We start from the raw sequence: 16,643 nt of genomic DNA on the forward strand, positions 1-16,643 counted from the left end.
GGTCACCGACTGCGCGGTCAGCGTGGCGCCGGCCTGCAGATGCTGCGCGGACGGAACCTCCGGCTCGACGAAGTTCACGTATTTGGCGCCGAAGACGGTGGTGGACCGAATATCCACGGTCGCGTTCGCGGGCACCATCTTCAGCTGATCGGGTTCGATCGCCAGGGTGAGCCGAGCTTGGTCGCCGGTATACGCGATATCGGAGACGTGGCCGATCTGCACACCGCGGATCTTGACCTTCGCGTCCTTGTCCATCACCAGGCCGGCCCGCGGGGCGTCGAGATAGACCGGTTTCGACGTGCTGAATCCGCCCACGAACATCGTCAAAGCGACGGCGACGATCGCGGCCAGAAACAGAATCAGCGCCACCCCCGAAAGCTTGACACCCCATCCGGCGCCGAAAAACTTGCCGGCGCCTTCCTTTTCGACGAGTTTATTTGCCGCCATACCGCCTACCCGGAGAGATGGAAGTTGCCGGAGGTGCCGTAGATCGCCAGCGACATCAGCAGGGTCACCGACACCACTGCCACCAGCGAGGCGCGCACCGCGTTACCGACCGCGATTCCGACACCGACCGGTCCACCGGTCGCGTTGTAGCCGTAATAGGTGTGAATCATCATGACCGCCAAGGCCATGAGGATCGCCTGTACGAACGACCACAGAATGTCACTGGGAATCAGGAATGTTGAGAAGTAGTGGTCGTACACACCGGCCGACTGGCCGTAGATGACGACCGTGGCGAAGCGGCTCGCGACGAACGACGCGATGACCGCGAGCGCGTAGAGCGGAACGATCGCGATCATGCCCGCCAGCACCCGGGTGCCCACCAGGAAGGGCATCGGCCGGATCGCCATGGATTCCAGGGCGTCGATCTCCTCGGCCACCCGCATGGCGCCCAGCTGGGCCGTGGCGCCGGCGCCGATGGTCGCCGCGAGCCCGATGCCCGAGATCACCGGTGCCGCGATGCGCACATTGAGGAATGCGGCGAAGAATCCGGTCAGCGCCTCGACACCGATATTGCCCAGCGAGCTGTAGCCCTGCACCGCGATGGTGCCGCCGGTGAACAGGGTGAGGAAGCCGACGATCACCACCGTGCCGCCGATCACCGCCAAAGCGCCTGTGCCCATGCTGATTTCGGCGATCAGGCGAATGGTTTCGGTGCGGTAGTGCGAGAACGCCTTCGGCACCGAGGCCAGTGACTTCGCGTAGAACTGGGCGTGATGCCCGATTCCGTCCATCGAACTCGAAACCCGCCGCACACGTCGAACAGTACGGGGGAAGCGGGACTGGATTACGAACGCCATCGGATCACCGCACCGTGAACTTGATGCCGACGGCGGTGACCACGACGTTCACCACGAACAGAGCCATGAAGGAGAAAACCACCGTCTGGTTGACCGCGTCACCCACACTTTTGGGACCGCCCTTGACGTTGAGACCGAGATAGCAGGCCATCAGACCGGCGATCAGACCGAACAGCGCGGCCTTGACCTCCGAGATCACCAGCTCCGGCGTATGGGTGAGCAGGGTGAGCCCGTTGACGAAGGCGCCGGGGTTGACTCCCTGCAGAAGAACCGAGAACAGGAAGCCGCCGGCGATGCCGATCGTCGAGACCAGGCCGTTGAGCAGCGCCGCGACGAACATCGAGGCGAGTACGCGGGGCACCACCAGTCGATGGATCGGATCGATACCGAGCACCTTCATGGCGTCGATTTCTTCGCGGATCGTGCGCGCACCCAGGTCCGCGCAGATCGCGGTGGCACCGGCGCCGGCGACGATCAGCACCGTCACGATCGGACCGACCTGGGTGACCGTTCCGAATGCGGCGCCCGCACCCGAGAGATCGGCCGCGCCGATTTCGCGCAGCAGAATGTTCAGCGTAAAGCTCACCAGAACCGTGAACGGGATCGCGACCAGGATGGTCGGGATGATCGACACCCGTGCGACGAACCACGACTGGTCGACGAATTCCCGTCGCTGAAATGGCGGACGTATCAAGGCCCGCGCCACAGCGGCCACGAGTTCGAAGAACCCGCCGACCGCACGCAACGGCACGGCAAGAACCTCGTTCATTCCGCGATTCCTCCTTGCCGACCCGTACGCGCAACGCTGCGCAAGCGAGCCTCCACACCTCTTCTGCTCCGAAGATTAGAACACGTTCACATCGAATCGGAAGAGAATTTGACATTTTTGACCTGCTCTTTTCATCCGAGCTTCATCTCGGAAGCTAGAACAGGTTCATACGGTGTACAGAACGCCTTTGTGAGGCACCCCACAACCTTCGACCCCCATGTCTACCAAGTGCGAGACCGCCGATCAACCGGAGTTGGTCGGATGACCTGCACCTGATAATCAGCCGAGATCGTGCAGCGAACTCGCAGAAAACGTACGCCCGGCGGGGCGCTCGGCGAAGTAGGTTCCGAGTGTGTCGGCCAGCGCGTCCGCACTCCATTCCGCGCCGGCGGCATCGAAGCGGGCCTCGACTTCGGGCGCGGCCATCAGCGCGACCATCGGGCCGTATACGACGAACACCTGACCGTTGATCGCATCGGCGCCGGGAGAGGCCAGGTAGGCGACCAGACGGGCGACGTGATCCGGCGACAACGGGTCCACATCCCCTTCGGGAGCGGCGGAGAAGACCGATTCCGTCATGGCGGTCCGGGCCCGCGGGCAGATGGCGTTGGCACGCACGCCGTATCGCGACAAACCGCGCGAGGCGGACAGCGTCAGCGCGGTGATTCCGGCTTTCGCGGCCGCGTAATTCGGCTGCCCTTCCGGACCCAGCAAACCGGCTTCCGACGATGTGTTGATCAGGCGCCCGTAAATTGGAGCACCAGATTCCTTCGATTTACCGCGCCAGTAGGCGGCGGCATTCCGCGACAACAGGAAATGGCCGCGCAGATGGACCGCGAGGACCGCGTCCCAGTCCTCGTCGGAGAGATTGAAAAGCATGCGGTCACGGACGATTCCCGCATTGTTCACGACGATGTCCACACCGCCGAAGGTCTCGTCCGCGGTGCGAATCAGGGCATCGGCGGTGGCGCGCTCGGCCACACTGCCACCCACGAATTCCGCTTTCGCGCCCAGCGCGCGGATATCGGCGAGGGTGGCGGCCACCGTATCGTTCTCGGCCAGATCGTTGACCACCACCGATGCGCCGGCCCCGGCCAGCGCCAGCGCTTCGGCCCGCCCGAGGCCCGCGCCGGCTCCGGTCACGATCGCTACCTTGCCGGACAGATCCGTCCCCGACTGATTCGACGATTCACTCACGCCGTGACTCTAGAACGTGTTCCAGTTATCGGCAAGCATCCATTTCACTGCAACCGCAGGGCAGCCTTGGGGCATTGCGCGACGGCGGTCTCGACATCGGAGAGCCGGTCCTCGGGCACGTCGGCGGTGAGGATGTGCAGCTGATCCTCATCGTCGAGTTCGAAGACGTCGGGGGCGATTCCGACGCAAATACCGTTGGCCTCGCACTGGTCGAAATCCACACTGACCTTCATTGATAACTCCTTCACCACCAGGTAGTGCCGAGCCTACAAGCCCGGCCGGGCCGCTGCGGCCGAAGCGGCCGGATTCGGTTTCCATACTGGAACATGTTTCAGTAGATATGCAATGATCGACGTCAGGGCAGATCGGCCCCGGCGCTGATCGTCACAGGGGCGATGTCGTCACATCCGCCATCACCATCACCGAGTACGAGGTAACCGCCATGCGGATTGCTTATACCGAGCAACAGGAGCAGCTGCGCGCCGAGCTCCGCGAATATTTCGCCAAGCTGATCACGCCGGAGCGCCGCGAGGCCTTGTCGTCGCAGACCGGTGAGTACGGGCACGGCAACGTCTACCGCGAGGTCGTTCAGCAGATGGGCCACGACGGCTGGCTCACCCTCGGCTGGCCCAAGGAGTACGGCGGCCAGGATCGCTCGACGATGGATCAGCTGATCTTCACCGACGAGGCGGCCGTCGCGGGCGCGCCGGTGCCGTTCCTGACCATCAACTCGGTGGCGCCGACGATCATGCACTACGGCACCGAGGAGCAGAAGAAGTTCTTCCTGCCGAAGATCTCCGCGGGCGAATTGCACTTCTCCATCGGCTATTCCGAGCCCGGCGCGGGCACCGACCTGGCGTCACTGCGCACCACCGCGGTCCGCGACGGTGACGACTGGGTGATCAACGGCCAGAAGATGTGGACCAGCCTCATCCAGTACGCCGACTACATCTGGCTGGCCGCCCGCACCGACCCAACCGCCAAGAAGCACAAGGGCATCAGCATGTTCATCGTGCCGACCTCGGCCGAGGGCTTCTCCTGGACGCCCGTGCACACGATGGCCGGGCCCGACACCAGCGCCACCTACTACCAGGACGTGCGGGTTCCGCACTCGGCGATGGTCGGCCCCGAGAACGGCGGCTGGGCGCTGGTCACCAACCAGCTCAACCACGAGCGGGTGGCGCTGACCTCGGCGGCGCCGCTGGCGCTGGCGGTCGCGCAGACCACCGAGTGGGCGCGCGACACCAAGGATTCCACCGGTGCGCGGGTGATCGACAACGAGTGGGTGCGGCTGAACCTCGCGCGCGTGCACGCCAAGGTCGAATTCCTGAAGCTGCTGAACTGGGAGATCGCCTCGGGCGCCGATGCCGGCGGAGATGCCGCGCCGCGGCCGTGGGATGCCTCCACCTGCAAGGTGCTCGGCACCGAATTGGCCACCGAGGCCTACCGACTGCTGATGGAGATCCTCGGCCCGCAGGCCTATCTGCGGCAGGACTCCCCCGGCGCGCAGCTGCGCGGACGGCTCGAGCGGATGCATCGCGCCTGCCTGATCCTGACCTTCGGCGGCGGCACCAACGAAGTGCAGCGCGACATCATCGCGATGACCGCCCTGAAACAGCCCGCTGCCGCCCGCTGAGCCGCAGACCGGTCGGAACATCGGAAACGCCGAAGAACTAGGAACAACGATGGATTTCACACTTACCGAGGGGCAGCAGGATCTCGCGCGGTTGACCGGCGAGGTCTGCACCAAACTGGTCACCGCCGACCGGCTGCGGGAACTGGACAAGGCCGAGGTCCGCTTCGACGAACAGCTCTGGCGGTCACTGGCCGAGACCGGAGTGCTCGCGGCGGCGCTGCCGGAATCGGTGGGCGGCAGCGGCCTGGGCGCGCTGGAGCAGACCGCGATCCTTCGGGAGATCGGCAAATCCGCCGCCCCCGTCCCCTACCTGTGGTCGGTCGTGCTCGGCGCCGGCGCCCTGGCCCGCTGGGGCGACGAGGCGCAGCGCGAACTGGCGGCGAAAGCCGGTGCGGGCGAGACGATTCTGACCGCGGCGCTGTCGGAGGAACGCAACTGGGAGCCGGCGAAGCCCACCACGACCGCGACCGAGGACGGCGGCTGGAAGCTGGTCGGCGCCAAGACGGTTGTTCCCTTCGCCGCGCAGGCCGGGCGGATCCTGGTGCCCGCCACGGTCTCCGGCACGGCAGCGGTATTCCTGGTCGACCCGGCGGACGCGCGCATCACGCCGCAGCAGGTGGTCGACCGCAGCCCGCAGGCCGAGATCGAATTCGATTCCACCCCTGCCGAATTGATCGGCACCGTGGACGACGGCGCGGAAATCCTCGCGTGGCTGCTGAACCACGGCTGGCTCGGTCTGGCCGCGCAGCAGCTGGGCACCTTGGAGCGCGCGGTCGAACTCGTCGCCGAATACGGCCGCGAGCGTGAGCAGTTCAATCGTAAGATCGGCAGCTTCCAGGCCGTCGCGCAGCGGCTGGCCGACGGCTACATCGATCTGCAGGGGCTGCGGCTGGCGGTCACCCAGGCCGCGTGGCGGGTCGACGAGGGGCTGCCGGCGGACGCGGAGATTCACACCGCCAAGTTCTGGGCCGCCGAGGCCGGTCACCGCATCGCACACACCGCCGTGCACGTGCACGGTGGCGTCGGCATCGACCGCGACCACATCGTGCAGTGCTACTTCACCGCCGCCAAACACAACGAATTCGCGCTCGGCGGTGCCACCGACCACCTGCGTGCGCTGGGCACCCTCCTGGCCGAGGCCCACTAACGCAGGCGCTCGCCCGGGCCGATCCGCCGCTCCACCGGTTCGGCCCGGGCGAGAATCTCTTCGACGGTCTCCTCGACCGTGAGATCCGTTGTGTCCAACCACAATCCGACGCGTGGCGTTTCCGCGTGCAGGACGGTGTCGAGCTGTTCCACGGTGAAGACCCCGTAGGCCTTCTTGTCCCGTCCGGCCTCACGCCGAGCCACCGCGGCCGGACGCGGAGTCAGCACGACCACGTACAGCGGGTCGGTGCGGATCTGCTCGATCATCCACGGCAGCAGTTCACCCAGGACGACGTCCTGGACCACCGCCGTGAATCCCGCGGCGGCGTATTCGTCGGCCGTCGCGGCCGCCAGGCGGTGGCGTAACCGCAACTGCCGCATGGCTTCTCCGCTCGGTTCGCCGGACATCTCGGCGCGGCCGCCGACCACGAAGCGGCGGAACACGTCACCGCGAACGTGGGCGGAACGGAGCAGTCGTTCGGCGAGGGTCTGCGCGACCGTCGACTTTCCGGCCGCCTGGATGCCGGTGATGAGATAGACGGCACTCGTCATGGCCGGACGGTATCGCGCAGGACATTCGACCGCGAGCGATTTTCCCGGTCGATGCGGCATCGGTGCAGCTCAGAGGGGGTACGCCGAGGCGTCCGATGAGTTTGCCGCGCCCACCGCGTCTCTACAGACGACACGTACCGATGCCGCGAGAGGACCGAGCATGGCCAGCAAGATGATCTTCATCAATCTCCCCGTCGAGGATCTGGAGCGGTCCACATCGTTCTACGAGGCGCTGGGCTGGAAGGTGAATCCGGATTTCACCGACGAGAACGCCGCGTGCGTGGTGGTCGACGACAACATCTGCGTGATGCTGCTGGTCCGGCGGTACTTCGACACCTTCACCAACCGACCGATCGCCGACACCCGGGCGGCCACCGGTTCCATCTACGCGCTGTCGCTGGGCAGTCGGGCGGAGGTCGAGTCGCTGATCGCGGCCGCGGTGGGCGCCGGGGCCACGGAGGAGGTCAGCGAGGACAAGCGCGCCCAGGAGGAGGCGGTAGGCATGTTCAGCCGCGCCTTCGTCGACCCCGACGGTCACCACTGGGAGGGTTTCTGGATGGACCATCCCGGCAGCAACTGACCGGGCGTTCACGCCGTTTGCGCGTCCAGGAAATTGATGATCTTGGCGTGGAAGCCGGCCGGATCCTCGCCCGGAGCGCCGTGACCGGCGTCGATCTCGGCGTAGCGAGCATCGGGTATCGCGGCGAGCAGCCGCTGTTGCTGCGCCGCCGGAACCACCCGGTCGTGCGCACTGGCGAGGATCAGCGTCGGCGCGGTGATGCGGCCGAGCAGATCGGTGAGATCCACGGTGCGATCCACCTCGGTCTGGCGGGCGGCACCGCGCGCGATCACCTTCGCCAGCTGCTCGACCAGGGTCGCGTTCTCCTCCGCGCTCGTTCGCTCCCAGTAGCGCGGACCGAATGCCATCAGCGGCAGCATGTGCGCGAAGAGGCTGGTGCCGTAGGCGGCGTCGGCGCGCAGCACCTGGATCCAGTAACGGAATTCGGTATCCATCCGAGCGTCGGTGCGAACCCAGCCCGCATGCATCAGCAGGGAACGAACCCGGTCGGGTGCGGTCGCGGCGACATGCGCGGCCACCACCGCGCCCAGGGAATGCCCGACCAAGTGGAACCGGTCCAGCCCGGCGTGATCGGCGACGGCGCGCACCTCGGCGGCCAGATCGGCGACGGTGAGTGGGCCGCCGTGGTCGACGGTGTCGCCCGAACCGGAATAGTCCAGTGCCACAACGGTATAGCGGTCGGCGAGATCGGCGGTCAGCGGCGCCCACTGGTCGCGTGCGGCCGCCGTGCCGTGGACCAGCACGACCGCGGGACCCGTTCCGGTCATGTGGTAGGCGACCTCGGCGGTACCCCCGGTGATTGCGGCCGTTGCGAATTTCATCGAATTTCCTTGTGTCGTAGGTGTTTCGGTCATCAGGCCGCGGCCTGCAGAGTGAAGTCGGCGATCGCCGCGCGCAGCGCGGCCGTGAATTCGGCCGCTCGTTCCTGTTGCGGCATATGGCCCGCGCCGTCGATCACGCCGACTCGCGCGCCCGGGGTGAGGGCCGCGCACGTCCGCGCCACCGCCACCGGAATTTCGGCGTCCAACTCGCCGTGCAGGTAGTAGATCGGCGTACGCAGGTGCGGCAGTCGCGGGCGGGGATCGTAGGTCGCGAAGAGGTGGAACAGTTCGTCGATGTACACACCCGAATCGAGGATCTGTCGTACGGTCCAGCCCACCAGCGCCGGCGAGGTTCCCGGGGCATACCAGTTCGGCACCCACCGCGCGACGAATTCGGCTCGGTGATCCCGCATTTCGCCGATGATCTCGGCCAGCGGCATGCCCTGCCCGGGCCAGTAGGCCGGACCGTCCACCGCGACGACACCGCCGAGCAGATCCGGATGAGCCAGCGCCAGTTCGGTCGCGAAGGTCGCGCCGACCGAGGATCCGACGACGATGGGGCGATGCAACCCGAGCCGCCGGATGAGCTCGACGAGGTCGGCGATCACACCGGTCAGGTTGTTGCCGGCGACGGGCCGGTCCGATCGCCCGCAGCCGCGCCAATCGACGGTGACCACCCGGAACTCGGTGACCAGCGCCGCCTGCTGAGCGCCCCAGACCCGGCCGCTGGTACCCCAGCCGTGCAGGAACAACAGCGGCTGCCCGGTTCCCTGATCCTCGTAGTACAGCTGGACGTCGTCGACGGCGAGATACGGCATGGTCATCACTCCCGGTGCGGTTTCCGATGTGCTGTGACCAGGAAATCGCGTTCGGCCGCGCCGAAAAACGGTCGAACCGCGCTGGCACTGTTCACCGAAACTGATTAATCTCGCGCCGTGGAGCTCCGCCAATTGCAGTACTTCCTGACCGTGGCCGAGGAACTGCACTTCGGACGCGCGGCCGTGCGGCTGCACATCGTGCAGTCGGCCGTGAGCCAGCAGATCACCCGCCTGGAGCGGGAATTGGGCGTCGCGCTGTTCGAGCGGACCACCCGCACCGTGCGCCTCACCGAGGGCGGGCGGCGACTGCTTCCGCACGCCGAACAGGTCCTCGCCGCGGTGGCGCAGGCCCGTGCCGCCATCGACGACCTGCGCATCGAACGCACCGGCACGATCCGGCTGGGCACCAGCACCGGTCTGGGCACCCGCCTGGAGAACATTCTCGTGGCCTTCGCTCGCCGTGCCCCGCACGCCCACCTCGAACTGGTCGGCGCGGACACCGAGGTTCGGGTGAAGGGCGTGCGCTCGGGGGAACTGGATGCGGCGATCGTGCGCGGTCCGCGGGACGAACCCGGCCTGGAACTGCTGCCGCTGTGGTCCGACCGCCTGGTGGCCGCGATCCCCGCTCGGCACGACCTCGCGGTATTGCGCGAGATCGATCTCGCGCAGCTCGCGCCGTTGCCGCTGCGGTTGGTCGGCCGCATCCGCAATCCCACCCTCTACGACCTGGTCGTCGATTCGTGCCGGGAGGCCGGTTTCGCACCGGCCTTCGGACCGGAGTTCACCACCGAACAGGACACGCTGGCCGCGATCGGCTTCGGCACGCCGAGTTGGACGGTGTACTACGCCGCCCAGGCGGCGAATTTGTCGTTCCCGGGCGTGGTCTGGCGTCCTCTGCGCAACCCGGAGCCGAGGATGCCGAGCTATCTCGCGGTGCGGCCCGATCCGCCACGTGCCGAATTACGGGCACTCATCGAGGCCTGCCACACCGTCACCGACTGATCACCTGATCGTTGCGTCCGTCTCATTCGAAGACGTTCCGCGCCGGCCCAATTCGTCTCACCACCGCGACATCCGCCGACGCGCCGGGCGCGGCTGCTTCGGCCTTGCCGAGCTATCCGCGCACCACGCGAGCCCGGGGTCACCGGCGAACATCGTGCAATACCGATACCACGTGATCGCGGTATTCTCCTGTGGCGCAACTACTTCCGCCTCTCGTATGCTTGAACTCCGAGCGGTGGGGGGTACCCGGTGAAACGTCTGCTGATGTTCGTCCTGGCGGCCGTCGCGGCACTCTCGAGCTACGACTACGCGCGCTCCCCCGGCCACATCGGCATGGCGGTGGCGGCCGGGGTCGTCATCACGATCTGGCTGACCGCCAAGGCGATCGACTGACAGCCGTGTGGCCCCGACCTGGTCGAGGGCCACACGCGGTCGCGCTGTCACGCACCCGCCGGCACTCGCTCACGCCGAGCCGGCGACCGGAAGGTCGCCCAGCCGAGCGACGCCGCCAGCACCGCGATTCCCGCCGCGGCGCCGAATGCGGCGGAGAACCCGTCGGTGAGGGCATCGGCGTCACCGATGCGGTCGGCTCCGGCGGCCGAGGCGATCGCGGTCACCACCGCCAGCCCCAGCGCCGATCCGATCTGATAGCCGGTGTTCACCAGACCGGACGCCAGGCCGCCCTGCTCCGGCCGCGCCGCGGAGATGGCGGCCTGTAGCGACGGGACGAAGGCCAGCGACATCCCGAACGCGGCCAGCAGCGATCCGGGCAGCACGTCGATCCAGAAGTTGCCGTCGGCCCGGATGAAGGTCAGCCAGACCAGACCGGCCCCCAGGACCAGCAGCCCGGTGACGATCATGGCGCGAGCGCCGAAGCGCGCGAACAACTTCGGCGACACCGCGATCATGCCGACCATGATCAGGGCGGTCATCGGCAGCAGAGCCGCACCCGACGGGAACGCCGAGTAGCCGAGAACCTGCTGCAGATACAGGTTCAGGAAGAACCACATCGGCACCCAGGCCGCGCCCAGCAGGACCTGAGCCATGTTGGCCGCACCGAGATTCGGCGCACGGAAGATCGACAGCGGCATCAGCGGTTCCCGGCGACGGGCCTGCAGCACCAGGAAGGCCGCCAACAAGATGGCCGCGAGCGCCAGGACACCCCACGTCGATCCGGAACCCCAGCCGACCTCTGGCGCACGGACGACTGCGAAGACGGCCGCACCCAGACCCAGCGTCGCGGTCAGGGCACCGAGCACGTCGACCGAACCGCCGGACGCGGCCGCTCCGCCGGGAACCAGGACCGCGGCCGCGACGACGGCCAGCGCCGCGATCGGGATGTTGATGTAGAAGACCCACGGCCACGACGCGTACTCGGTGATGAGCCCGCCGAGGAATACGCCGGCGGTACCGCCCGCCGGCGCGGCGGCGCCGTAGAAGGCGAATGCGGTGGTCAGCTCCTTGGGATTCGACCCGAACACCATCATCAGCAGTGTCAGCGCCGAGGGGGCGATCAATGCGGCGCCCGCTCCCTGCACACCCCGGCCGATCAGCTCGATTGCGGGCGATCCGGCGAGTCCGGCCACCAGCGACCCGGCGCCGAGCACCACCCAGCCCATCTGGAAGACGCGGCGAGCACCCCAGATGTCGGACAGGCGTCCGCCGAGCAGCAGCAGCCCGCCGAAGACGATGACGTAGGCGTTGAAGACCCAGGACAGCCCCTCCTGCGAAAAGCCCAGGGAATCCTGCATTTTCGGCAGCGCCACCCCGATGATCGAGGTGTCCATGATGACCATGAACTGCGCCAGCGCGATCAGCGCCAATGCGAACCAGCGCCGCGACGGCGGCGTGGATACCCGAGTGGACATAGAAATCCTCACTCCTCGGTTGCGGGCGCATCCGCTGCGCCCGTGGAATTTCCGACTCGTTCTGTATACCCCCTAGGGGTATATGCACGGTATGAAACGCCGCTGTGATTCCCGTCATACCCCCTGGGGGTATGACGTCTCCGAGGCGGACATCTCCGCGACCGCGAAAGGAGAAGGGCCCGTCGGTCATTCGACCGGCGGGCCCTGCACGATCCCGAACGGATCAGTCGCGCAACTCCGGCGGCAATCCGAACAGCGGGAACAACCGGTCGGTGTCGAGGAAGAAGTTCAGTCCGCTGATCGCGGAACCGTCGAATTCCAGCACCGTGATCGACCAGGGCGAGAAGACCCCGGGTTCCCCGGTGGGTTTGTACTGACCGAAGGCCGGAAGTCCGTTGGCGCCTTCCAGGGGAACGAGCCGCGAACCCCGGCAGGCCGAGGGTCCCGGCGAGAGCATGAACCGAGCGACGTTCTCCGGACCGGAGACCCACAGCTCGATGGGCGGCATCGACAGCGCCACATCCTCTTTCAGCAGCGAGGTGAGCGCGTCCATGTCGTAGGCCTCGAAGGCGCGCACGAAGCCGTCGACGAGTTTGCGCTGACTGTCGTCGGATTCGTCGTAGCCGCCCGACTCCGAGGGCTGCACCTTCGACATCGTCGCGCGGGCCCGCTGCAGCGCGCTGTTCACCGAGGCCGGCGACATCATCAACATCTCGGCCGTCTCGTTGGCCGAGAACCGCAGCACCTCACGCATGATGAGGATCGCCCGCTGGGTGGCCGGCAGATGCTGACAGGCTGCCACGAACGCCAGCCGCAGCGAATCCTTGGTGCTGGCGTGCTCGGCCGGGTCGGCGCCGAAGGCCAGTGCGTTCGGAATCGGCTCGACCCAGACGTAATCGGGCTGCGGCGGCGGCAGCGGGCTGTCCGGGCTCGACGGTCCGGACAGGTCCATCGGCCGGGCCCGGCGCTGGGGGCCGTCCAGCATGTCCAGGCAGATGTTCGTGGTGATCTTGTACAGCCACGACCGCAGGCTGGACCGCCCCTCGAACGAGTCGTAGGCCTTCCAGGCCCGAGTGAAAGTCTCCTGAACCGCGTCCTCTGCCTCGAACGAGGAACCCAACATCCGATAGGCGTAAGCACACAGCTCCCGCCGGTAACTCTCGAATTGCTGCAGCACGTCGTCGACCGTGCCGGCGGAAGCTTGTTCGCTCATGCGGATCACTGTGGCACAGGCCACCGACAGAAAACACCCCGGAAGTAGGGGCATCGACACGAACGCCGTGCTCAGCAGGCCGCGGCCATGCAATGGCACTCGACGGACCGGCGGTGCACAGAACTCACCGCGTTTCGGCGACACGAAATCGCCGCGCCCGGCGTGCTATGCCGGGCGCGGCGATATCGATTGCCGGTTATTTACTTCGGCGAGCTATCTATTTCTGCGGGGCCATCGCTGCGGGGCTATTTCGACGCGGCCTGGGATTCCTCGTCGGCCGGACGCGACCCGGCGTGTTCGTTGGCCCAGCGGTAGTCGGGCTTACCGGCCGGCGAACGCTTGATCTCGTCCACGAACCACAGGCTGCGCGGCAGCTTGTAGGAGGAGATCTCCCTGGTCAGCACCGGACGCAATTCCTCGAGCGTCGGACGGTCGGCGCCGCGACACTGCACGACCGCGGCCACCCGCTGACCCCAGCGCTCGTCCGGCACACCGATCACCAGCGCGTCGAAGATCTCCGGATGGCACTTGAGCGCGCCCTCGACCTCCTCCGGGTAGATCTTCTCGCCGCCGCTGTTGATGCTGACCGAACCGCGGCCCAGCATCGTGACGGTGCCGTCCTCCTCGACCCGGGCGAAGTCGCCGGGGATCGAGTAGCGAACGCCGTTGAACTCCTTGAACGTCGCGGCGGTCTTCACCGGGTCGTTGTAGTAGCCGAGCGGGATGTTGCCGGTCCGAGCCAGCACGCCCACCTGACCGGAGCCGGGCGCGACGGGGTTGCCCTCCTCGTCGATGACCGCGGTGGAGGCGTCGATCTTGACCCGGGGACCACCGGTATGGGTGGCACCCTTGGCCGCCACCGACAGCCCGCCGAAACCGGTCTCCGAGGAGCCGATGGAATCGGTGATGACCGTATTCGGCAGCAGCTCGATGAACTCGTCCTTCAGCGCCGGGGAGAACAGCGCCGCACTGCTGGCCATCGCCCACAGATTCGCATGCTGGTACGGCTCACCGGTTTCCGGATGGCCTTCCTTGAGCGCGTCCAGCATCGGCCGCGCCATGGCGTCACCGGTGATGAAGATGAGGTTCACGCCGTGGCGGTCGATCGCCTGCCACACGGTGTGGGCGCCGAACTCCGGCAGCATGATCGTCTTGCCACCGTCGAACAGGCCGTGGAAGGTCGCCGACTGCGAACCGCCGTGGATCATCGGCGGGATCGGGTAGCGCACCATCTGGCCGCCGGCGGCGCCGGCCTTGGCCTGCTGCCACTCGTCCTCGATCGCTTCGCCGGTGATGAAGTTGATGCCACCGCCGAGCACCCGCCACCAGTCCTCGTGGCGCCACATGACGCCCTTGGGCATGCCGGTCGTGCCGCCGGTGTAGATCATGAAGATGTCGTCGTTGGAGCGGTCACCGAAGTCGCGCTCACCGTGCGAAGCCGCCAGCGCCGCTTCGTATTCCACCGAATCCGCGGGCAGCGACACCTCGGCTTCGGTACCGTCGTTCACGGCGATGACCGTCTTCAGCTTCGGCGTGTTCGGTCGCACCGCCGACACCTTGTCGCTGTAGCGACGTTCGTGAATCAGCGCGACCATATCGGAATTGTCGAAAATGTATTGCAACTCGTTCTCGACGTACCGGAAGTTCACGTTGATCATTACTGCCCGCGCCTTGAAGATCGCGACCATGGCCTCCACGGCCTCGATCGTGTTGCGCGAGTAGATGCCGACCTTGTCACCCGGCTGCACACCCTGTTCTTGCAGGTAGTGCGCCAATCGGTTGGCCCGATCCTCCAGCTCGGCATAGGTCACCGAGCGGACGTCGTCGGCCAGTGCGACACGGTCCGGCACGAGGTCGATGGTGTGTTCGACAAGGTCCGCTATGTTGTAGCTCACAGGACCAAAATAGAACGTGTTCTTACGCCTGACAAGACTTGATTTACACAGTTTACTAATTCGGCCGAATCGGCAGTGGGTTTCGCCGAAACGCGTATTCTGCAACGCCGACGAGCCCGCCGGTCACAACCGGGCGGGCTCGAGGGCAGTGTCGCATCCGCCCAACGGGGAGGCCCTGCGTGGTGACGCTTCGCTGCCTCCTACGGGCCTCGACCCCGTTGGGCGCTCGCGACCGAGGACGCCCCACACAGGGCAGGACGGAAAGGGCGTCCGGACTCGATCGGCGAGACTGCGGCTACGCGGGCACGTAACGCTCGCGCAGCTTGCGCTTGTACAACTTGCCGTTCGGATCGCGCGGCAGTTCGGGCAGGTAGTCGATGCTCTTGGGCAGCTTGTACTTCGCCAGGCGAGCCGCGGCGAACTCCATCAGCTCCCGGGTCAGCTCGTCGTCGGCCGCGACTCCTTCGGCCGGCTGCACGACGGCCTTCACCTCCTGACCCCAATCCGGATGCGGGATACCGAAGACCGCGACATCGGCGACCTTGGGGTGGGTGATCAACTCACCCTCGATCTCGGCCGGATAGATGTTCACACCCCCGGACAGGATCAGATCCGAACGCCGGTCGTGCAGGAACAGATAGCCGTCGGCATCCATGTGCCCGATGTCGCCGACGGTGAACAGATCGCCCACCCGCGCATCCTCGGTCTTCGACTTGTCCTTGTGGTACTCGAAGTTGGAGCCGCCCATCTTCATGTACACCTGGCCGACCTCGCCGGGCGCGACCTCGTTGCCTTGCTCGTCGAGCACCTTCACCACCGCGTACGGCCAGGCCTTGCCGACCGAACCCGGCTTGCGCAACCACTCCTCGCCCGAGATCGACGTGCCGCCGCCCTCGGTGGCCGCGTAGTACTCGGTGACGACCGGGCCCCACCACTCCAGCATCCTGCGCTTGGTCTCCTGCGGGCACGGCGCGGCGCCGTGGATCATGCACCGCAGCGAGGAGACGTCGTAGCGCGCCCGCACCTCCTCCGGGAGCGCGAGCAGGCGGTGGAACTGAGTGGGGACCATATGGCTGTGCGTCACCCGATGGGTGTCGATCAGCCGCAGCATCTCCTCCGGATCCCACTTGTCCATCAGAACCACCTTGTGCCCCAGCTGAATCGAGATGGAGGCGAAGTTCAGCACGGCGGTGTGATAGAGCGGCGAACCGCAGATGTGCACGTGGTCGTCGAAGGGCTGGATGCCGAAGAGTCCGAAGAAGCCGGTCGCCTGCGGGCCCACCACATCCGGATCGGCGCCGGTCAGCGGGCGGCGAACGCCCTTGGGACGACCGGTGGTTCCCGAGGTGTAGAGCATCGGCGCACCGGTGGTCCGGACGTCGGGGCGTCCGGACTCTCCCGCGCCGAGCTCGGCCAGGGGCTGGAACCCGGCGATGTCGCCCACCGAATAGCGCGCGCTCGCAGGCACATTCGCCTCGTCGGCGGCGATCGTCGCGGCTTCGGCGAAACGCTCGTCGGCGATGAAGACCTTCGCCTCGCTGTCACCGAGGATGTAGGCGATCTCCGGACCGGTCAGATGCCAGTTCACCGCGACGATGTACAGCCCGGCCTGATAGGCCGCGAAGTACACGCCGAGCGCATCGGTGGTGTTGTGCACCATCGACACCAGCACATCGCCGGGCTGTAACCCCTTGGCCTGCAAGCCTCTTGCGATGCGGTCGGCCTGGTCGGACAACTCCCGGTAGCTGACCTCCCGCCCCGACGGATCGACGACCGCGATCCGATCGGGGTCGGTGGCAGCGATATTCCACAGTCCCAGCTTCTGCGCCGGCTCCATCGAAG

At 66.7% G+C, this 16,643-nt stretch carries 17 protein-coding genes; 5 read left to right on the forward strand and 12 right to left on the reverse strand.

Annotated elements, in window-relative coordinates; genetic code table 11:
• The 5 genes from NN2_RS02405 to NN2_RS02425 all read right to left on the reverse strand — a co-directional run.
• On the reverse strand, positions 1–447 hold a 447-nt coding region (locus tag NN2_RS02405), incomplete at its 3' end, for an MlaD family protein (RefSeq protein WP_156511189.1).
• Positions 448–452: 5 nt separating this feature from the next.
• On the reverse strand, positions 453–1,304 hold the full coding sequence (locus tag NN2_RS02410; RefSeq protein WP_030518639.1) for an ABC transporter permease: 852 nt from the start codon (positions 1,302–1,304) through the stop codon (positions 453–455).
• Positions 1,305–1,308: 4 nt separating this feature from the next.
• On the reverse strand, positions 1,309–2,073 hold the full coding sequence (locus tag NN2_RS02415; protein ID WP_030518640.1) for an MlaE family ABC transporter permease: 765 nt from the start codon (positions 2,071–2,073) through the stop codon (positions 1,309–1,311).
• Positions 2,074–2,352: 279 nt separating this feature from the next.
• Positions 2,353–3,270: a 3-oxoacyl-ACP reductase gene (locus tag NN2_RS02420; protein ID WP_063009977.1), complete on the reverse strand. Its 918-nt coding sequence runs from the start codon at positions 3,268–3,270 to the stop codon at positions 2,353–2,355.
• A 44-nt stretch (positions 3,271–3,314) separates the two neighbouring features.
• Positions 3,315–3,503: a ferredoxin gene (locus tag NN2_RS02425; protein ID WP_030518642.1), complete on the reverse strand. Its 189-nt coding sequence runs from the start codon at positions 3,501–3,503 to the stop codon at positions 3,315–3,317.
• Between the two features lie 209 nt (positions 3,504–3,712).
• On the opposite strand from NN2_RS02425, the gene NN2_RS02430 reads away from it, so the two are divergent.
• Positions 3,713–4,906, forward strand: coding sequence for an acyl-CoA dehydrogenase family protein (locus tag NN2_RS02430; RefSeq protein WP_030518643.1), 1,194 nt, complete (start codon positions 3,713–3,715; stop codon positions 4,904–4,906).
• A gap of 49 nt (positions 4,907–4,955) precedes the next feature.
• Positions 4,956–6,053, forward strand: a complete 1,098-nt coding sequence (locus NN2_RS02435; protein ID WP_063009979.1) for an acyl-CoA dehydrogenase family protein — start codon at positions 4,956–4,958, stop codon at positions 6,051–6,053.
• On the opposite strand, the gene NN2_RS02440 is transcribed toward NN2_RS02435, so the two are convergent.
• Positions 6,050–6,604, reverse strand: coding sequence for an AAA family ATPase (locus tag NN2_RS02440; protein WP_063009981.1), 555 nt, complete (start codon positions 6,602–6,604; stop codon positions 6,050–6,052). The two genes, NN2_RS02435 and NN2_RS02440, sit on opposite strands and share 4 nt — an antisense overlap.
• Before the next feature lie 160 nt (positions 6,605–6,764).
• Between NN2_RS02440 and NN2_RS02445 the strand changes: the two genes are divergently transcribed.
• The gene (locus tag NN2_RS02445; protein WP_063009983.1) at positions 6,765–7,184 is read left to right on the forward strand and encodes a VOC family protein; all 420 of its coding nucleotides are present in this window, start codon (positions 6,765–6,767) and stop codon (positions 7,182–7,184) included.
• 8 nt (positions 7,185–7,192) lie between these two features.
• Here the strand turns inward: NN2_RS02445 and NN2_RS02450 are convergent, their stop codons facing one another.
• The gene (locus tag NN2_RS02450; RefSeq protein WP_063009985.1) at positions 7,193–8,005 is read right to left on the reverse strand and encodes an alpha/beta fold hydrolase; all 813 of its coding nucleotides are present in this window, start codon (positions 8,003–8,005) and stop codon (positions 7,193–7,195) included.
• Between the two features lie 32 nt (positions 8,006–8,037).
• Entirely contained in the window at positions 8,038–8,829 is a 792-nt protein-coding gene (locus NN2_RS02455) for an alpha/beta fold hydrolase (protein WP_197516696.1), read from the reverse strand.
• Positions 8,830–8,940: 111 nt separating this feature from the next.
• On the opposite strand from NN2_RS02455, the gene NN2_RS02460 reads away from it, so the two are divergent.
• Both NN2_RS02460 and NN2_RS36855 read left to right on the forward strand, forming a co-directional pair.
• The gene (locus tag NN2_RS02460; protein ID WP_063009987.1) at positions 8,941–9,825 is read left to right on the forward strand and encodes a LysR family transcriptional regulator; all 885 of its coding nucleotides are present in this window, start codon (positions 8,941–8,943) and stop codon (positions 9,823–9,825) included.
• Positions 9,826–10,074: 249 nt separating this feature from the next.
• Entirely contained in the window at positions 10,075–10,218 is a 144-nt protein-coding gene (locus tag NN2_RS36855; protein ID WP_156511190.1) for a hypothetical protein, read from the forward strand.
• A 47-nt stretch (positions 10,219–10,265) separates the two neighbouring features.
• Here the strand turns inward: NN2_RS36855 and NN2_RS02465 are convergent, their stop codons facing one another.
• From NN2_RS02465 to NN2_RS02480, 4 genes are all read right to left on the reverse strand, one after another.
• Complete coding sequence (locus tag NN2_RS02465; protein WP_063009989.1) at positions 10,266–11,693, reverse strand: MFS transporter; 1,428 nt, start codon at positions 11,691–11,693, stop codon at positions 10,266–10,268.
• Between the two features lie 223 nt (positions 11,694–11,916).
• Complete coding sequence (locus NN2_RS02470; protein ID WP_063010019.1) at positions 11,917–12,906, reverse strand: sigma-70 family RNA polymerase sigma factor; 990 nt, start codon at positions 12,904–12,906, stop codon at positions 11,917–11,919.
• A 245-nt stretch (positions 12,907–13,151) separates the two neighbouring features.
• Positions 13,152–14,801: an acyl-CoA synthetase gene (locus NN2_RS02475; protein ID WP_063009991.1), complete on the reverse strand. Its 1,650-nt coding sequence runs from the start codon at positions 14,799–14,801 to the stop codon at positions 13,152–13,154.
• A 295-nt stretch (positions 14,802–15,096) separates the two neighbouring features.
• On the reverse strand, positions 15,097–16,638 hold the full coding sequence (locus tag NN2_RS02480; protein ID WP_030518653.1) for an acyl-CoA synthetase: 1,542 nt from the start codon (positions 16,636–16,638) through the stop codon (positions 15,097–15,099).
• Positions 16,639–16,643: the final 5 nt, after the last annotated feature.

The sequence above is a fragment of the Nocardia nova NBRC 15556 genome (genome assembly GCF_001613005.1).
GTDB lineage: Bacteria > Actinomycetota > Actinomycetes > Mycobacteriales > Mycobacteriaceae > Nocardia > Nocardia nova.

Excerpts from the sequence above, each read along its gene's own strand:
- NN2_RS02410 (WP_030518639.1), bottom strand. The coding sequence starts at position 1,304 with ATGGCGTTCGTAATCCAGTCCCGCTTCCCCCGTACTGTTCGACGTGTG.
- NN2_RS02415 (WP_030518640.1), bottom strand. The coding sequence starts at position 2,073 with ATGAACGAGGTTCTTGCCGTGCCGTTGCGTGCGGTCGGCGGGTTCTTC.
- NN2_RS02425 (WP_030518642.1), bottom strand. The coding sequence starts at position 3,503 with ATGAAGGTCAGTGTGGATTTCGACCAGTGCGAGGCCAACGGTATTTGC.
- NN2_RS02430 (WP_030518643.1), top strand. The coding sequence starts at position 3,713 with ATGCGGATTGCTTATACCGAGCAACAGGAGCAGCTGCGCGCCGAGCTC.
- NN2_RS02435 (WP_063009979.1), top strand. The coding sequence starts at position 4,956 with ATGGATTTCACACTTACCGAGGGGCAGCAGGATCTCGCGCGGTTGACC.
- NN2_RS02440 (WP_063009981.1), bottom strand. The coding sequence starts at position 6,604 with ATGACGAGTGCCGTCTATCTCATCACCGGCATCCAGGCGGCCGGAAAG.
- NN2_RS02445 (WP_063009983.1), top strand. The coding sequence starts at position 6,765 with ATGGCCAGCAAGATGATCTTCATCAATCTCCCCGTCGAGGATCTGGAG.
- NN2_RS02450 (WP_063009985.1), bottom strand. The coding sequence starts at position 8,005 with ATGAAATTCGCAACGGCCGCAATCACCGGGGGTACCGCCGAGGTCGCC.
- NN2_RS02455 (WP_197516696.1), bottom strand. The coding sequence starts at position 8,829 with ATGACCATGCCGTATCTCGCCGTCGACGACGTCCAGCTGTACTACGAG.
- NN2_RS02465 (WP_063009989.1), bottom strand. The coding sequence starts at position 11,693 with ATGTCCACTCGGGTATCCACGCCGCCGTCGCGGCGCTGGTTCGCATTG.
- NN2_RS02470 (WP_063010019.1), bottom strand. The coding sequence starts at position 12,906 with ATGAGCGAACAAGCTTCCGCCGGCACGGTCGACGACGTGCTGCAGCAA.
- NN2_RS02480 (WP_030518653.1), bottom strand. The coding sequence starts at position 16,638 with ATGGAGCCGGCGCAGAAGCTGGGACTGTGGAATATCGCTGCCACCGAC.